Consider the following 16,659-nt stretch of genomic DNA (forward strand, 5'->3'; position numbering starts at 1 on the left):
TGCTCTCACACGACCGAACGAGATGTCGCTACCACTGCCGAGCGAATTCCTCGAGCCGGTCCGCGAACACGCGGATTTCGTCCTCGAGGCGCGATCGACGGCTGAGAGGAGTCGAGCGCCGCTGTTCGCCGATGCGATCGATTCCGATACTGGCGAGGCGCTCCCGTACGACGGACGCGACGTCGCTGACGGACGGCGTTTGTCGAACCTCGCAGTCCAACAGGAATTCGTTCGAGCGCTCGTCGCGCTCACAACCCTGACCGATACCGAACGGTACCGGGACGCGGCCGAATCGGTCGTCGCGTGGGCGTTCGACGAATTGACCGACTCGGTCGGACTCCTCTACTGGGGCGGTCACACCGCTTACGATCTGGACGCGGGGGAGATCGTCGCCGGAAAACCGCACCACGAACTCAAGTTCGAGTATCCGTTCTACGACTTCCTCAGGGAGGTCGATGCGTCCGCGACGAGGCAGTTCGTCGAGGCGTTCTGGAACGCACACGTTATCGACTGGGCGAAACTCGACTTCAACCGCCACGGGGACTGGGACGATCCCGTGGGTCGGCTGTGGGATCACACGTACGATGGCGGCGACGTCTTCTTCTGGGCGACGGGCTCACGTTCGTAAATACGGGAAGCGATCTCTACTACGCCGGGGCCCTCCTCGCCGCGTGGACCGACGACGACGCGCCGCTCCGGTGGAGCCGGAATCTGGCTCGTCGGTACGTCCAGACCCGTCAGGATCCGGGGATCAGCGGCTACCAGTTCAGCCAGCACCCGAGTTACTGTAACGGGCCCGAAATTCGCGGCGACCGCGCGCAGTATCAGTTCGCTCCCTACATCACCGGCGATCACCTCGTTTACGAAGGGACGCTGTTTCGACCGCGACCGATCGTTCAGCGTAGGCAGTTGGAACTCGGAGCGCGCCTCGGCGAGCGCGGCGAGGCGTTCACGCGATGGGCGAAAGAAGAACTCCGCGCGTGGCGTCGCGGGCCGTACCGTCCGGTAGACAACGAATTCGACCCGATACTCACCGACGGACGAAGTCTCGTGGGGCTCGTCATCCGCCGCGAGGGCTACTTCGGCCCGAAGGGTCGGATCGTCGAGCCCATCGACTGTGGCCCGGAGTTCCTCTGGACCTACGCAACCGCCGTTCGACACACCGGTGACGAGTGTTGCTGGCGAACCGCCCGCGATATCGCTCGCGGTCTCGGACTCGGGGATATTGGCTCGCTCGAGGGTGACGGCGGGGAGACGAGTCTGGCGACCGGCCGGGGCGACGCCTGCCGGGCGTACGAATCGCTGTACGCGATGCTCGAGTTGTACCGCGCGACCGATCGAACCGCGTTTCTCGAGGTGGCCACCGAACTCGGAGGACAGCTCCTCGACGAACGGTTCCGAGACGATACGGGCGCGTTCACGGGCGAATACGGGCGAATTTTGCTCGACGATTCGGTCCCACTCGCAATGGTCCACCTCGCGGCGGTCTGCAACGGGCAAAACGCTACGAGCCTTCCGACGCCAGTTGGGACCCGCGGATCGTCGTCAGGCGGATTTTAGCCGGTGTGTTGGGATCATGTTCTGACGGGGTAGCCGGTGTGCTGGGGTCGTTGCCGGCGGATTTAACCGATGGGAGGAGGACTATTTTCTGGACCACCAGATCAGCCCGTAGGCCGTTGAGCCGACAACGGCCAATCCCGTCCCCCAGATCGGTAACAGCCCGGCCAAAACACCGGTTTGCATGACGAATCCGATCGCTATGAGCAAGATTCCTGCGGCGGCGAGCGTGAGCGTTACCGAACTGAGAACGGTCCGTACTCCCTCGCCTAACGTACCGACTAGAGCGGAGTCTTTGAACGTCTCGATTGCCATACCGGAACCAAGGTGGCGGTGAACATAAAGCATTCCCAAACTGCCGGTTGTGAGTGGAACCGCGCTATCGAGTGTTGTACCGGCACGCTGTGTGGTCCGATGTGCAGTCGTTTCGGCCGTTTCAGATTCGTCGACTGGAAGCTCGGCGATCGGCTCTCTCGAGGAGCGGTGCCGTCTCGAGATTCCGCCTGTACGGCTTTCGCTCGAGGACGAGGGGGTGCGGTAGCGTCATCGGTCGGTTCCGTGAGGTCCTCTGTTGTTGGGTTTTTTCAATCGTGAGACTTCGGTTATCTTCGTTCCCCCAAGAAGAACGCCAATCACTGACTTTCACCGACTAATCAGTGCCCGCGCCGTGAGCCGAATCGGTCGTTTGTTCTCGTCGGATGCTGTCGATGTCTTTCGTGACGAGTGCACTCGCCAGAGCGGTATTCCCTATCGCGTTCCGCTGTTCCCGCTGTGGGAACTACCTGTCCTATCTGTTTACACAGGTATGAGTGTAATAGATTCGGCCACCGACCGGGTCAATTGATTGGCCGTAGTGCTCTCACAGAGTCGTTTTCAATCACTTTCGTAATGAGAACCTCGTGAGAACTAGACGTTTTAACTCGAGTCTCACGTGAGAAAAATTCGTTTCACCTGCGAAACATTCCCTTCTGGGGAACAGCACGGTTTTCGCCCGTCTTCTATCAGTAGTGCGCATCGTGATTCTCGCTGTCGAACGCTCTTTCGAGACCACGAAGCGATCGTCTGTCGAGAATACGCACCTCGAGAAGAGCGGTTCGTCGCTCGGTCCGTGAGCAATTGGTTGGGTAAAGCGCAGACCGACGTGCCGGCCGATAGCCGTCTTACTCCTCGACGATGGAATCGCTCGTCCAGTACTCGTGGTCATCGACGGCTCGGAAACAGGCGGTTCGTTGATGGGTCTCGTCCGCGGATACGTCGACCATTCCCGGCTCGGCTTCGCGACAAGCTTCTCTCGCTTCGGGACAGCGCGTGTGGTATCGACAGCCCGAGGGCGGGTCCGTGGGATCCGGAATGTCGATCTTGCGCATCGGCGACTCGCCCGTTCGGTCCGTCTCCGTCATTAGTTCCGGCGTCGCCCAACAGAGCGCCTTGGTGTACGGATGTTGCGGATTGTTGATGATCTGTTCCGGCGTGCCGATCTCGACGAGCTTTCCGAGGTACACGACCCCGATGAGCCCGTCCGTTTTTTCGGTGATGTAGCGAGCGTTGGCGAGATCGTGTGAGATGAACAGGTACGAGGTGCCGAACATGTCCTGTAGCTCGAGCATCAGGTCCATCATCTCGACCCGAAGGGAGACGTCAAGGGCGCTTACCGGTTCGTCCGCGAGGATGACATCCGGATTCATCAACATCGCTCGAATCAGTGCAACTCGCTGTTGTTCACCGCCGCTCAACTGGTGTGGATACCGTTCGATATAGTCCTCCGGCGGTGACATCCCGACGTGCTCGAGCATGCTGAGAATCCGCTGACGCCGGTCGTTTCCGTCGAGCTCGTCGTACCACCTGACGAGGGGCTCCTCGAGGCTCGAGAACACTTTCCGGTATGAGTTCAACGCGTTTCCGGGATCTTGGTGGACGATCTGGAGAGCCTGTCGGATATCCTCGAACGGGACTTCCCCGCCGTCGTCTTTTGTCGCCCAGATATCCTGTCCTCGATACTCGATACTGCCGGCGGTTGGCCGCTCGAGTCCGACCGTCGCCTTACCGAGGGTGGTTTTTCCACAACCGCTCTCTCCGACCAGGACGACGACGTCCTCCTCGTAGATGTCGAACGAAATCCCGTCGACCGCTCGAACCGTTTCCGGGTCGGTGAACAGATTCAACAGCCCCTCGTTTTGGGTCGCTTCGAAGTGGACTTCGACGTCGTTCAACGAGACGACCGGCTCTTCACCCGCCCATCGAGGCCGAGTTTCTTGTGATGGAATCAATGACGGTTCGACGGTGTCGGCGCTACCGGTATCCGCTCCCGATCCTTCGTTCGGCATCGGTATCTCCTCGCTCGCGTCTTCCCAGTAGTGACAGTGAACGTCGTGATCCGTGTCGACGGTGTACGGACCGGGATCCTCGACTTCGCACCGTTGGTCGGCCATCGGACACCGCGAGTGGTACGAACAGCCCGAGAGTTCGTTTACCGGATCGGGGGCGCTCCCTTCGATCGGTTGCATTTCGTCGACGGGGGCGGTGAGGTTCGGCGTCGACTTGAGCAACGCCCGCGTGTACGGATGTGCTGCGTCCTCGAGTAATTCGTCCGCGGGACCGATCTCGATGAATTCGAACGCGTAGAGCACGCCGATCCGATCGGCGAGGTCGACGACCAGCGGGAGGTCGTGCGTGATGAAGACGATAGTCAGGTCGTACTTCTCCTTGATATCCTCGATGAGCGAGATGATCGAGCGTTGCATCAACAGATCGAGCGCCGCCGTCGGCTCGTCCATCACGAGCACTTCCGGCTCGAGGACGAGGCTCAACGCGATCAACACGCGCTGTTTCATCCCGCCGCTGAGTTCGTGGGGATAGGATTGGAGCACTCGCTCCGGGTCCATGTACAGATCCGAGAGGATCGTTCGTGCGCGGTCCATCCCCTCGGAAACGGTATGCCCGTGTGCGGTAAGCGTTTCGACGAAGTGGGTGTTGATGGTTCGAACCGGGTTGAACGAGCTCATCGCACCCTGAAACACCATGGCGATCTCTTCCCATCGGAACTGGTTGAGTTCGCTCTTGTTGAGATCGAGGATGTCGATCTCCCCCCCGGCATCCGGGTGATAGGTAATCTCACCGCTTATCGTTCCCGGGTCGACGATCGCGTCGAGAAACGCGGAGGCGAACATCGACTTTCCGCTGCCGCTTTCTCCGACCACGCCGAGTATCTCGTTTCGTTCGATGTCGATGCTGACATCGTCGAGAACCCGCGATTCACCGCGGTCCATACCGAACCGGACCGTGGCGTTTCGGACCTCGAGTATCGGGTCGCTAATCGTCGTGTTTCGAGTATCGTTCGGTGCGCCCTGTTCCATCATACTGCGTTCGTTTCGAGCCATTGGTATCTGTGTTAGACTTGTTTCATCATTCCGGTGTTGTCCGCCTCGCCGTCTTCGCTACCGGTATCCTCGGTCTGGCCGTTCTTGTGTCGGGCCCGGACGCGTGGATTGAATACCCGGTCGAGCGACTGACCGAGCAGTATGAGCCCGACAGAGATCCCGATAATCGCGATCATCGGGATGAGCAGCCAGTGCAGCGCTCCGGGCCGGTAGTGAGCACCGGCGTCGTAGGCTAGGTACAGCGTGATTCCCCAGTTTTGGTCCTCGAACGGCAGAACCCCGAGGAAGTACAACCCGACCGCCGAGAAGATGATGTTTCGAGTGGCGTTCATCAGGTTGATGACGATGTACGGCATCAGCCGCGGGAGGATATCCTTTCGAATAATTCGCGGCGTCGAGACGTCCATCGCCCGCGCCGCTTCGGTGAACGACTCCTTTCGCATGGTGAGGACCTGCGATCGGATCGCCCTCGCGAGTCCGGCCCACGCGGCGATGCTCAGCAGGATACCGACCAGTATCGGGTTTCCCGGCTCGAACATGACCGCGAGCACGATGACCAGTGGGAGACCGGGGATGTTGATGAACACGTCGGTGATCGAACTCAACACTGTGTCGGTCATCCCGCCCTTGTACCCTGCAATCGTTCCGAAGAGCGTCCCGACCGTGATCGTGAACAGTCCGCCCGAGGCCATCATGATGAGGATCGGACGAGTCGAGTGTATCACATCCGCGAACAAATCACGGCCCATACGATCCGTTCCGAACGGGTGTTCCCACGTTTCGAACGGTTGGATGAAGGCGGATCCGTCTAGATTCGTGGTCGGTTCGACCAGATAGACGCCGACCGTCCCGACGAAGATGTACAGCGCGATGATCGCCAGCCCGATGCGTGCACGCCAGTCGTCCCAGATGATCGAGAACGGCGCGTAGACGTACTCATCGTAGCGCTTTTTGTACCGATCTCGCCGAGTCTCTTCGATATCCGAAATCGCCTCGAACGGCGAATTGACGCTCCCGCCGTCGGCGGCCGTTGGCTGTTCGTCCTCGTTCGCGGTTTCTCTAGAGTCCTTCATTCTCACCACCTCCCGCACGCGGATCAATTTTCGAGTACGTCAAATCTGCGATCAGCAACGCGATGACGACGGCGACCGTGATGATCGTAAACGCACCCATCATGAGCGGATAATCGCGTTGATTGACCGCCGACATCATGTAGTATCCGACCCCCCGATAGGCAAATACCTCCTCGAGGATAATCGAGCCACCGAACATGCTCCCGATGCTGATCATCAGTCCGGTGTACATCGGGAGGATCGCGTTTCGAGCGACGTACTGGATCGCGATCGTCGAATCGGGAAGTCCCCTGAGACGCGCGACGCGGAGGTAATCCTCCCCGAGCACTCGGATACTGTTCCCTCGCATGCTCAACGACGCGGCTCCCGAGACGACCAACATGGATATCACCGGTAACGCCGCGTGGTGGATTACCCCGCGTATGTACGTCAAGTTGAATCCGGGTTCGACGCCGGTTGGTTGCCTGCCGCCCGTCGGGAAGATCCCGTATCGATACCCGAAGAAGACCAGGAGTAAAATGGCGAGAACGTAAAACGGAACGGATCCCATGACCGTCGCGTATCCGGTCAGTCCGAGGTCGAACTTGCCACCCTCCCAGTAGGCCATCAACGCTCCGAGCGTGATTCCGAGGAAGAAACTGATAAAGGCGGCCCAACTCAGCACGAACAACGTCCACGGAAGCGCGGTCGCGAGCACCTCTACCACTGGCCGGTCGTAGTACATCGAGTGCCCAAGATCGCCTTGCAGCATCGACCCGACGTAGTTCACGTAGGCGATCGGAATCGGCTCTTCGGGGTCGATGTTAAGCCGTAACTCGACCAGGTATCTCGCCTGTGTCGGCGAAATTCCTTGCTCTTCGAGTTCTACGATCATCGCAGACATCGGATTTCCCGGCATCAATCGCACGAGTAAGAATGAAATTGTTATCACACCCCACACTGTAAACAGTGCCTGTCCTATTCGCCGAACTCTCCAATCCATACGTTAGAAAGTACTCTCGCTAGTCACTATAAATGTGTGGGTTCACCACACACCACAATCGGCAGGGGGCTGTTCGGTAGCGAAGAGCGGAACCGAAACCCCCTTGGAACATTACGTGCTGGATACCTAAACTGGATTCGTACTCGGGTAGACATTCTTGCCTTGACACGTATGGTCGTCGAAACTGCACTGTTTCGGTGACTCCGCTGGGTCCGGTAGCGTGATTCTGTCGACATTCAGCAGCGTGGTGGCGCGTTCGTTCGGTCGCCCGGTGTTCGTTTCCGATTGTACTCCGTTGTTCACTCACACGGTCTGCTATCCGTCATTTTCGGAGCGTCCGCGACCCGTCCTGCGGTCTCCGGTAACCCGTTACAGCAGACCGTACCACTCGTTGCCGGTCTCCGTCTCCGGTGGACCGTTACGGTTCGTTCCACGTTATGCCCCCTTCCGTGATCGACGGCGCGTCGTAGAGGACCGTATCGAGACCGTGTTTGATTCCGTGCTCGGCTTCCAGTTCCCAGCCGTGTCCCGTATTGATGACCCCGTTCGAGGGCTCGACGCCCATCTCCACTTGCGGAATGTGTTGATTCCAAGCCCACATGAGTTCGCGGTGGTACTGGTCGTCGTCGGTAATGCGCCACTCGGTGAGGTGATCTTCGAGGGTAATCGTTTCCTCGCCGTCCGAACCCGACGGATCGCCGACCGGCATCGGTACGGTCATTTCGGGACTGTGGTGTGTGAGATCGCTGATCCAATCCCAGAGATCGAGCGACCACATTTCCGAGATACTGTCCGCGGAGGATCCGTCCGGAATGATGTCGTACTCGCCCGCCATCCGGCGTTCGTCGAGCGTCGCATCGTCGACCTCCTCCTGTTCCGTCTCGATTCCGAACTCCTCTAGGTTCGCGATGAGCGTCTGGATGACCACGTTATCGATACCGGTCAGGATGGTAATCTCGAACACGTCGCCGTCGGGCGTGTACCAGGTCCCGTCATCCAGGGAGTACCCTTCCCCCTCGAGCAGTTCCGTCGCCCTGTCGGTATCGTTCTGACCGTACTCGGTGAAGTCGCCGACGTCAACTTCGCCTTCTTCGATAGCGCCGTGTGGGACGCGACACGGCGGATACTCGAAGACTTCGACCTCGGTGTCCTCGGCCAGCGTTCGGAGCCCTTCTTTGTCGAAGACGTGAGCGATCGCCTGTCGAGTTTCGGGGGTATCGAACGGTGTGTCCCACACGTCGACGTCGTAGCCGCAGTTGAACGTGATGAGATTGTTGTGGGCCATATCTTCCGAGATGAGTTCCGACCCATCCGGCATCTGTCCCTGCAGATCGGGAGAAACCGGCCAGCCGCTGTGTGACGCATCGATGTTGCCCTGGAGGTACGCCTGAATCGGGTCTTCGAAGTGGTGGATCGAGAATTCGTTGAAATCGACGTTATCCGCATTCGGGTGGTCTTCGAATAGTTCGCAGACGATCTCGTCGTCGCCGATTTCACTCACCTGGAACGGACCGTTTCCGATCGGATCCTCGGTTAACTCCGGATGCGGGGTCGTGATGACCTCTTCGATAGCGTCCATTCGATCGCTATCGTCACCGTTGACGATTTGATCGTGCCATTCGCTCCACTGCTCGTCGTCGTGTTTCGTGAACACGCCGTGATCGGCGTCTCCGGGTGGCGTCGCGAGTGCGTTGATCGCAGCGAAGTGTTCCGACAGCGGATCGCGGAGCGTGAGACGAGCGAAGTGGTCGTCTACGACTTCGATATCTTGCACGAACGGTCCCGCGTCCTGTTCTTCGTCGTCTCCGACCTCCCCCTCGCTAATGAGTGCGTTATTGATTTGCACTTGCGTGACCCAGTCGTCGATGACGAACGGATCACCGTTTTGCCAGAGCCAATCGTCTCGAATTTCGACTTCCAGCGTATCCTCGTCGGGCTTGCTGTAATCTTCGACGATTACCGGATAGATGTCGTCGGCTGGAGCCGAATAAATCGCCATTTTGTCGAACACCATCCGTCCGGGGTGCCACGCGGCGGACCCGGTCGGATTGAACGGGTTGAAATGCCGATCTTCCGGTGCCGCATAGTCTCGGTCGTCGGTGCGGAGTCGATCCCCGTCAACGTCTCCCATTCCGTCGCCACCCATACAACCTGCGACCATTGCCGTGGTTCCGAGAGCACTGAGACGGAGGAAGTTCCGTCGCGTTGCTCCCCTTATACGATTGTTATCACTTGCCATTCCGGTTATTCATCTGCTGTCTTTTATGATAAACATTTCGGTGGTAGGACAGAACCACTCGTGACGCTGGCTCTCGCTTGTAGGTGCCTAAGCTTTCCCGGCGAGCATCTCACGAATTCGGGTCAGTTACGGAGTGCTAACATTTATCAGGAGTTACAGCGAAGGTTTCGTATGACATTCATGCAGTCCGTCTGCAAGACGATGATTACGCTCGATATTTTATTCGTCCTCCTGCTCGCGTTTTCGTACCCGTACGTAGAACCCGGTGGCGGCTCCTACGTCGTCGCGCAATTGACGCTCATCCCCATCGTTCTCACATTTTGTGCGAGCGTTATTATTCTCTACTTCGAGTGGGACCCGTTCGCCCAGTCCCCGACGGAGTACTGATCGATTACACTTTGACTCTTGACTCAAGAGAGAACGCCGCGTTCCGGAGCTGGGACGGCCGTTCCAACATGATGGGGATCGGCTATCGGTATTCCAACTCATCGGGGACCAACTATCGGTATTCCAACTCATCGGGGACCAACTATCGGTACTCGTCACGAATGGTTGCGACATCGACCCACTCTCCTCGGTCCGTTGCTGTTTCGATCGCAAACACGATATCGTGTGATTTGCGGGCCTCGTCGATCGGGATCATCGGCTCGCTATTTTCCCGAATCGCGTTTACGAAGTCCCGGACCTGCCCGAGATGTTCCGGTCCCAGGTGGAACTCAGTCGGCGTCTCGGTCCCCGTTCCGTCGACGGTTTCGAACGCCTCGAGTTCGTTCTGACGCCATCGGAGTGACCCCTCGGTTCCGTGCAATTGAAGCGTCATCGGCTCCTGGGGGTACGTCGCGGTCGTGGCGGTAATCTGGCCGTATCCGCCGTTCGAAAACTCGACGCTCGCGACGACGGTATCCGGAACGTCGATATCGTGGTGTATGGTTTCGGTCTGAGCGGCGACTCGGTCGATCCCACCGGATGTCCACTGGAGGAGGTCGATTCCGTGAAGCGCCTGTGTGAGAAGGATTCCGCCGTCGAGATCCTCCGTTCCGTGCCACCCTATGTCTTCGTAGTACGACCGTTTTCGGTGCCACTTCACCTGAACATTCCCGAGAACGATGTCGCCGAACCGGCCGTCTTTCACCGCGTCCCGAGCAAGTCGCGGCCCGCCGAACGTTCGCCGTTGAAAGACACACCCGAACGTGATCTCCTCGCGGTCGACGGTTTCGGCTATTCGAGCGACACGCTCGCGTGTGACCTCGAGTGGCTTTTCACAGAGGATGTCGACGCCTTCACCGGCTAGGGCGGTCACGATCTCAGCGTGTGTTCCGTTTGGCGTACAGATGCTGACAGCGTCCAACCCCTCGTCGACAGCCATCTCGAGTGGATCGTCGTACCACGTCGTCCCGTAACGCGTTGCGAACGTCCGGGCGTTTTCCTCGTCGATGTCTGCACAGGCGACGAGCGTCGCCCCGTCGGTTTCCGTGACGGCATCGGCGTGGTTCGTCCCCATTCCGGCACAACCGACGATACCGTATCGAAGTTCTTTCGCTACCATTCCTCGTCTACTAGACTATAGGGTGGCAGTATATTTGTTTTGGTGATTCACACGAAACCCGGCTTCGGGTCGAAGCGATCGATCGATCGAGGAACGGAACCGATCCGACGAAGCCGTCGGTTCTCTCGAGTATCGGTGGACTCGCCGAATCCACGAGCGAGTGAGACTTTCCCGACGGCTGTTTCACGTTTTGCAGGAGGGAACGAACGGTTTCTCGGTCAGAGGATCACGGGCTGGCATACTCCCTTCAAATTCTAACCAGTCCGCCACAAATACCTGTTAAAATACGACAAATGTCGGTGATTGTGGTGCTCTACTGCTGGTACACTTCGCCAGTCCGTTCCGCCTATCCAATCGTTCAGGGTCCGGTCGTCGCCAAACTGTTGGATACCGGCCCATAATCTCCGTCTATTACATTTGTATGTGTGTAACGCACGGCTCGCCGTTTGCGGACCATCTCTATCGGCCGTTTTCGTCAGCTGTTAGCACGCTCCCCGAGACCGGGTTTGACAACGCGTCTGCCATTTTACCCTTCGAAAATAGTTCTCCGGCCATGTGAGTTGGTATTGTTTGATCCAGTCCGGCGTCACATCGGTCTACGGGGGGCGACAAACCGCTCGTAGTACCGGGCCGAGCGGGGTTCGATTGTCTTCTGGGCTATTTCAGGAGCCGTTTCGTTCCTCGTGTGGGAACGGCCGTTTACAGACTGTTCGACACAACGGTGTAGCGCTCCCGTCACGTAGCGAATGCTGTTTGTGGTCGTCGCGTGTTCCGCATCGTCAGAAGGCGTTTGAACGACAATTGGCCCCGTTCTATTCTGGCGGCGCGCTCCACGATTCGGCGTTGTCCCGCGGTTCGTACCCGATTTTCGCTCGAGCGTTCTCGATGCTGTACCAGCGCCGGTCGTTATCACTGACGCCGTTGAAAATTTCGAACCCGGTCTCCTCGGCCTGCAGACAGCAGTCGATCATGTGCGCGAAATCGCGGCGGGACTGCCACATCGCTTTCATCCGCGCAACCTGCTGGTCGTACTCCTCGCTGTCGCTCTCGAATTCTTCGTCGTCGACGCCCGCTTCGGCGTCGCCGTAGGGATGATCGTACTCCGGCATTCGAACGCTACAAATACGGATCGCGTGGAATCGCTTTGGATACTCGAAGTTCTCCACGTAGTACCGCCCGAGATCCTCGCCGAAACTCTTCGAGACGCCGTAGTACGAATCCGGACGAACGGGATCGTCGGCCGAGAGGCGAAACGGAACGTCGGTCCCGGTGTACAGTTCGGGAGCGTTCTCGACTTCGTACATCCCCATGACGTGATTCGTCGAGCCGAAGACGACCGTCTCGAGTTCGCGCGTTCGAGCGGCCTCGAGGGCGTTTACCATTCCGAGTACGTTCGGCTCGAGGACGTCGGTCCACGTGCCGTCTGTATAAGGATATCCGGCGAGATGGATCATCACGTCCTGTCCCTCACTTGCTGTTTCGACAGCTTCGCCGTCGGCGATATCCGCAACGACGGTATCGTAGCCGCCGTACTCGTGACCGACGGGTCTATCGGACCGGTTCAGGTGGGTAAACTCGTACGCCGGGTCGTCGTGAAGGTGATCGATGAGTGCGGTTCCACACCGGCCGTACGTCCCAGTCATTAGTACGTCCATGCGTGGATGGTTGTGACAGGTCACCATATAGACTGCGGCTCAGTTCCCACTCCCAACGCGCGAGTCGGTTCGATTTCACGTCCGGCTTCCCGTTCGAAAACCGCTTTCCGAGCGCCGAGCCTGCTGGGGCTAGCTCGGCGCGGTTTCGTTCGGCAGTTCGACGGCTCGAGTGTGCTGGTCGAGCCACGCGGTGAACTCGGCCGGATCGGACGGAACGGTTAGCTCCCGTTCGGTTTCGGGAAGGTTCGGATAGCCGCCGACTTCCGCTTGGCTGTCGATGTGGGTTCCGCCCCTCTCGATCGTGTGTTCGACGATGCGTTCGTCGATCTCCGTTCGCTGGGCGGGCCGAGCCCCCACGGTGCTCAGTTGCTGCCCGAACGCGTCCTGTACGGGAGTCAATCCGTCGGGCCAGAGGGGCGGTTCGTCGTGCAGGTCGATGATTCCGTCGTCGACCGCACCTTCGTCGAGTAGCTGGAACGAATCTTCCACGTCGTTATCCCAGACGTGCAGGTCGATCGGCGTCTCGTCTCCGGTGTAGATGAACGGGAAGCTGAAGTCCGACTCGTCGCCGGATCGAAACGCGTTCCCGACGAAACTCGTCCGTGCCGGCGGATAGTCGATATCGCCGCCGATTCGGTTTGCGGCTTCGACGTTGTACGTGACATTGCTGGCGACGACGGTCGAGGTACCGCCCTTGAGCCGGACGTTCCGCCGCCAGTTGTTGGCATAGAGGTTCCCGAGAATCGCGGTCGTTTCCGCTTCGTTACCGACGAGCGTGCCGTATGCGCGCTGGTCGTCGCCGTCGTCTCTGACGACGCCCGTCGTGTCCTTCAGCCCTTCCGCGTTGATGTTGTTGCTGAACGTGATGTTCGCACTCGCCGATCCCGCGTTGACGGACATGTTTTCCTCCGATCCCCACGAAACCGAACAGTGATCGAATATCACGTTGTGGCCGTCGTCGCCGACGACCATCGAATCGGCGGGTTCGCCGTACTCGATGTCGGTTCCCGGTCGCGACCGAACGTGTTGGACGAGGATGTTTTCCTCGTCGAACTCGACGCCCGGGCCGCTCGTTCGAATGATGGTAATTCCCGGATCCGGAGCGGTTTGACCTGCGACGAACAGATCCGGTTCCTCGACCTCGATATCCTGCCCTTGCATGTCGATGACGCCGCCGACCTCGAAGACGACGATCCGGGGACCGTCGACGTCTTCGACAGCGTGCTTGAACGAACCCGGCCCGTCTGACTCGAGGGTCGTCACGCGGACGATCTGGAACGAGCGGTCGGTGAGCCAGTCGGTCGATGCCCAGCCGTCGGCCGGTGCGATTCCGGAACCCGGTGAGTTGGCTCCGAGGTCTTCCGTCAGTTCGATCTCGCTCGTTTCCGCACTTACACTCCCGATGCCACCGAGTGCAGTCGCCGTGAGGAGTCCACCGCTCAGTGCGAGGACGCGCCGTCGTCCCGTCTCGCCCTTGTCGGTACCACTGTCGCCTTTGTTGTCATGATCTCTCATGCGCCCCACTATACAACTGTCCGATATTAATAACTATTGGATATTCGGGCGGTGGAATTATGCGTTCTGCCGAGATGATACCGCCTGGAACCGTTTCGGTTACATCCAGCAAATAAGAACGCACGGGTAGTTTCGAAGAACACGATCGACGGTACTCGTTCACTCGTTTGCCGACGCGGTCTCTCGTTTCGATACGTCGTTCGAACGGATCCTCCGCCACCGTTCCACTCGAGGTATGATTATAACTATCTCCACCGGTACACCGTACGTGATGGTCAAAAACGAGTCCGACAACCTTCAGTTCGGATGCCAACTGGTCAGCTACGATGATGTCGACGGGACTGTACGAGATGCCGTTCGAGCGGAAACGGCCGGCTTCGATAGTATCACCGTCCCCGATCACCTCTTCCATCCGACCGAATCGGAGAACTATCTCGTCGATCCCCCGTGGGAAGCTTTCTCCATGCTCGGTGCGATCGCCCAGCACACGGACGAAGCGACGTTGCTGCCGGCGGTAACCGACTCCGTTCGGCGACACCCGACGGAGGTAGCGCATGCGACGGCAACGCTCGATCGGCTCACCGATGGTCGCGCGGCAGTTGGAATCGGAGCCGGCGAGGCGTTCAATTTCGCGCCCATCGAAGACATCGACTGGAGTGATCCCTTCGCCAGGTTCACCGAAACGATCGAGGTGATCGATTGGTTGTGGAGATCGCGGCCCCAGGAGCCGTTTTCGTTCGACGGGGAGTTCTTCCAATTAGCGGACGCACACATGGGATTCGAGCCAGTACAGGAGCCGCGACCGCCGATCTGGGTCGGCGGCTACGGGCCGAGTATGCGCGGGTTTACCGGTGCGGTGGCTGACGGGTGGATTCCCTGGATCCACGCTCCTGACCAGTACGAGGCCGACCTCCAGCGGATCCTCGACGCTGCCGACGACCGCGGACGGGATCCGGACGCGATCGACCGGGCGGTGATGATCCCCACGACTGTCTCCGACGACGACGAGGCGGCTCGACGACTCGCAATCGAGCGAAACCGGACGAGTCTCGCGTTGCGTCCGTCCCTTCTGGCGAAGATGGGATACGAAGACATAGCGAACGAGACGCCAGTTATGTTCGACATGTCCTTCGACCGGGAGCAAAAGCGGAAGTTGGACGCCGCGGCACGACGGATCCCCGACGAAGCGGTCGACCAGGTTACCGCCTCGGGCGATCCCGACCGAGTGATCGATCAACTCGAGTCGTTCGTCGATGCCGGTGTCGACCACGTCGTTCTCATTCCCGTCGGTGATTTCGACGAAACCGTTTCACACTACGAGGAAACGATCATTCCCTCATTCGAAACGACGTGATCGCCCTGCGTTCCGGGAGTGATAGTCCGAATTCGACGCAGTATCGAACTCCGACATGCGATCGCTTCCGGCCGTCGATTTGCGATCGCTTTCGACCGTCGATCTGTGGCCGCTTCCGGCCGTCGACCCGCGAGTGCTCCCGGTGTTTCTGTGTCCCTGCTTTGGGCCGTCGACACGTACTCTCTCCCGTCTGTTAGCTGCCGTCACGAACGTTGTCGACCCGAACTGCTCTCCCCGACGAGGCCGATTCATACGCCGCGAGGACCGTTTCGACGGCGGCACGAGCATCTCGACCGGTAACGAGCGGCTCTCGATCCTCACGAACCGCGTGGACGAAATCCCGAATTTGTCCCCCGAGACCCGTTCCGTGTGGCGGCCGCTCGAGTTCGGGCTCGACCGATCCGCTCTCGAGTACGAACGTTCCCGAATTGTACGACCCCTCGGTTCCGTTGAGCTCGATCCGTTCTCGTGATGCCCCCGTGACGGCTGTCGTCGCTTCGACTGTCCCGTACGCGCCGTTTTCGAACTTGAGGGAAACGGTGGCGACGTCCTCGCAGTCCATCTCGTGGACCAGCGTATCGGTGGTCGCGTCGACGCGCTCGATGCCGCCCATGAGCCACTGGAGGAGGTCGACGAAGTGAATCGCCTGCTGGAGCAACACGCCGCCATCGAGCTCGCGAGTTCCGTGCCAGTCGTCGTAGTACTCTGGGGGTCGATGGTACTTGACCGCCGTCGTTCCGAGAATCATGTCCCCGAAGCGACCGGACTCGACCCACTTGCGCGCGGTCCATCGCTCGGGGGTAAACCGTCGCTGGAAGATTCCCCCGAGCGCAACGTCGTTTTCCTCGGCGGCCCGAATCATTCGGTCGACCCGCTCGATGTCGACATCGAGCGGTTTCTCGGAGAGGACGTTGACGCCAGCCTCAGCCGCGTCGATCGCGATCGACGCGTGTGTCCCGGACGGCGTACAGATACTTATCGCGTCGAGGTCCTCCTTCTCGAGAAGCTCTCGATAGTCGGTGTATCCGGTTGCACCGTACGCCGATTCGAACGCGGCGATGGAGGACCGGCTCGTGGCTGCGCCCGCGACGAGTTCCGTCTCTGCGATCGACTCGAGGCAGTCTGCGTGGTTCGTTCCGTAGCCCGAGACGCCGATAATTCCGTATCTAATCGTCTCCATGGTGGGTGGTCGCACGTGCCACCCTATCAATGTTCTCTTCGACCATTCCCTTCACTGCCCCTTCGTTCCATTTCCCTTCCCCTCACTATCCTTTGCCCTGTTGTTGGAGGTTCCGGCTGTCGGGCCACAATCTCGCGCTCGAGGAACCCTTTGCCGGGTAACAAACATCCTTTGAATGCAA

At 59.2% G+C, this 16,659-nt stretch carries 11 protein-coding genes and 1 pseudogene; 3 read left to right on the forward strand and 9 right to left on the reverse strand.

Features of this window, described 5'->3' with window-relative positions:
• Window positions 1-22: 22 nt before the first annotated feature.
• Window positions 23-1,560, forward strand: a pseudogene (locus tag ACZ5C7_RS00975) (pectate lyase).
• Window positions 1,561-1,641: 81 nt separating this feature from the next.
• Here the strand turns inward: ACZ5C7_RS00975 and ACZ5C7_RS00980 are convergent.
• From ACZ5C7_RS00980 to ACZ5C7_RS01000, 5 genes are all read right to left on the reverse strand, one after another.
• On the reverse strand, window positions 1,642-1,872 hold the full coding sequence (locus tag ACZ5C7_RS00980) for a hypothetical protein (RefSeq protein WP_464374530.1): 231 nt from the start codon (window positions 1,870-1,872) through the stop codon (window positions 1,642-1,644).
• Window positions 1,873-2,717: 845 nt separating this feature from the next.
• Window positions 2,718-4,910, reverse strand: a complete 2,193-nt coding sequence (locus ACZ5C7_RS00985) for an ABC transporter ATP-binding protein (RefSeq protein ID WP_464374775.1) — start codon at window positions 4,908-4,910, stop codon at window positions 2,718-2,720.
• Window positions 4,911-4,945: 35 nt separating this feature from the next.
• Entirely contained in the window at window positions 4,946-6,007 is a 1,062-nt protein-coding gene (locus tag ACZ5C7_RS00990) for an ABC transporter permease (protein WP_464374531.1), read from the reverse strand.
• On the reverse strand, window positions 5,994-6,989 hold the full coding sequence (locus tag ACZ5C7_RS00995) for an ABC transporter permease (protein WP_464374532.1): 996 nt from the start codon (window positions 6,987-6,989) through the stop codon (window positions 5,994-5,996). The genes ACZ5C7_RS00990 and ACZ5C7_RS00995 overlap by 14 nt, the downstream gene beginning before the upstream one ends.
• 418 nt (window positions 6,990-7,407) lie before the next feature.
• Window positions 7,408-9,228, reverse strand: a complete 1,821-nt coding sequence (locus tag ACZ5C7_RS01000; RefSeq protein ID WP_464374533.1) for an ABC transporter substrate-binding protein — start codon at window positions 9,226-9,228, stop codon at window positions 7,408-7,410.
• Window positions 9,229-9,399: 171 nt separating this feature from the next.
• Between ACZ5C7_RS01000 and ACZ5C7_RS01005 the strand changes: the two genes are divergently transcribed.
• Window positions 9,400-9,615, forward strand: a complete 216-nt coding sequence (locus tag ACZ5C7_RS01005) for a hypothetical protein (protein WP_464374534.1) — start codon at window positions 9,400-9,402, stop codon at window positions 9,613-9,615.
• Between the two features lie 142 nt (window positions 9,616-9,757).
• Here ACZ5C7_RS01005 and ACZ5C7_RS01010 read toward each other — a convergent pair whose 3' ends face one another.
• The 3 genes from ACZ5C7_RS01010 to ACZ5C7_RS01020 form a co-directional block, all read right to left on the reverse strand.
• Window positions 9,758-10,774 (reverse strand): Gfo/Idh/MocA family protein, encoded by a 1,017-nt coding sequence (locus ACZ5C7_RS01010; protein ID WP_464374535.1) that lies wholly within the window; start codon window positions 10,772-10,774, stop codon window positions 9,758-9,760.
• Between the two features lie 812 nt (window positions 10,775-11,586).
• Window positions 11,587-12,429, reverse strand: a complete 843-nt coding sequence (locus ACZ5C7_RS01015) for an NAD-dependent epimerase/dehydratase family protein (protein WP_464374536.1) — start codon at window positions 12,427-12,429, stop codon at window positions 11,587-11,589.
• 129 nt (window positions 12,430-12,558) lie between these two features.
• Window positions 12,559-13,944, reverse strand: a complete 1,386-nt coding sequence (locus tag ACZ5C7_RS01020; protein WP_464374537.1) for a pectate lyase — start codon at window positions 13,942-13,944, stop codon at window positions 12,559-12,561.
• A gap of 235 nt (window positions 13,945-14,179) precedes the next feature.
• Here ACZ5C7_RS01020 and ACZ5C7_RS01025 point away from each other — a divergent pair, with 235 nt between their 5' ends.
• Entirely contained in the window at window positions 14,180-15,298 is a 1,119-nt protein-coding gene (locus ACZ5C7_RS01025; RefSeq protein WP_464374538.1) for an LLM class flavin-dependent oxidoreductase, read from the forward strand.
• Between the two features lie 193 nt (window positions 15,299-15,491).
• Here ACZ5C7_RS01025 and ACZ5C7_RS01030 read toward each other — a convergent pair whose 3' ends face one another.
• Window positions 15,492-16,478 (reverse strand): Gfo/Idh/MocA family protein, encoded by a 987-nt coding sequence (locus ACZ5C7_RS01030; protein ID WP_464374539.1) that lies wholly within the window; start codon window positions 16,476-16,478, stop codon window positions 15,492-15,494.
• Between the last annotated feature and the right edge of the window lie 181 nt (window positions 16,479-16,659).

The sequence above is a fragment of the Halostagnicola alkaliphila genome, assembly GCF_055379965.1.

Bases quoted from the DNA above. Each gene is read 5' to 3' on its own strand.
- ACZ5C7_RS00980 (WP_464374530.1), bottom strand. From the start codon at position 1,872: ATGGCAATCGAGACGTTCAAAGACTCCGCTCTAGTCGGTACGTTAGGC.
- ACZ5C7_RS00985 (WP_464374775.1), bottom strand. From the start codon at position 4,910: ATGGAACAGGGCGCACCGAACGATACTCGAAACACGACGATTAGCGAC.
- ACZ5C7_RS00990 (WP_464374531.1), bottom strand. From the start codon at position 6,007: ATGAAGGACTCTAGAGAAACCGCGAACGAGGACGAACAGCCAACGGCC.
- ACZ5C7_RS00995 (WP_464374532.1), bottom strand. From the start codon at position 6,989: ATGGATTGGAGAGTTCGGCGAATAGGACAGGCACTGTTTACAGTGTGG.
- ACZ5C7_RS01000 (WP_464374533.1), bottom strand. From the start codon at position 9,228: ATGGCAAGTGATAACAATCGTATAAGGGGAGCAACGCGACGGAACTTC.
- ACZ5C7_RS01005 (WP_464374534.1), top strand. From the start codon at position 9,400: ATGACATTCATGCAGTCCGTCTGCAAGACGATGATTACGCTCGATATT.
- ACZ5C7_RS01010 (WP_464374535.1), bottom strand. From the start codon at position 10,774: ATGGTAGCGAAAGAACTTCGATACGGTATCGTCGGTTGTGCCGGAATG.
- ACZ5C7_RS01015 (WP_464374536.1), bottom strand. From the start codon at position 12,429: ATGGACGTACTAATGACTGGGACGTACGGCCGGTGTGGAACCGCACTC.
- ACZ5C7_RS01020 (WP_464374537.1), bottom strand. From the start codon at position 13,944: ATGAGAGATCATGACAACAAAGGCGACAGTGGTACCGACAAGGGCGAG.
- ACZ5C7_RS01025 (WP_464374538.1), top strand. From the start codon at position 14,180: ATGATTATAACTATCTCCACCGGTACACCGTACGTGATGGTCAAAAAC.
- ACZ5C7_RS01030 (WP_464374539.1), bottom strand. From the start codon at position 16,478: ATGGAGACGATTAGATACGGAATTATCGGCGTCTCGGGCTACGGAACG.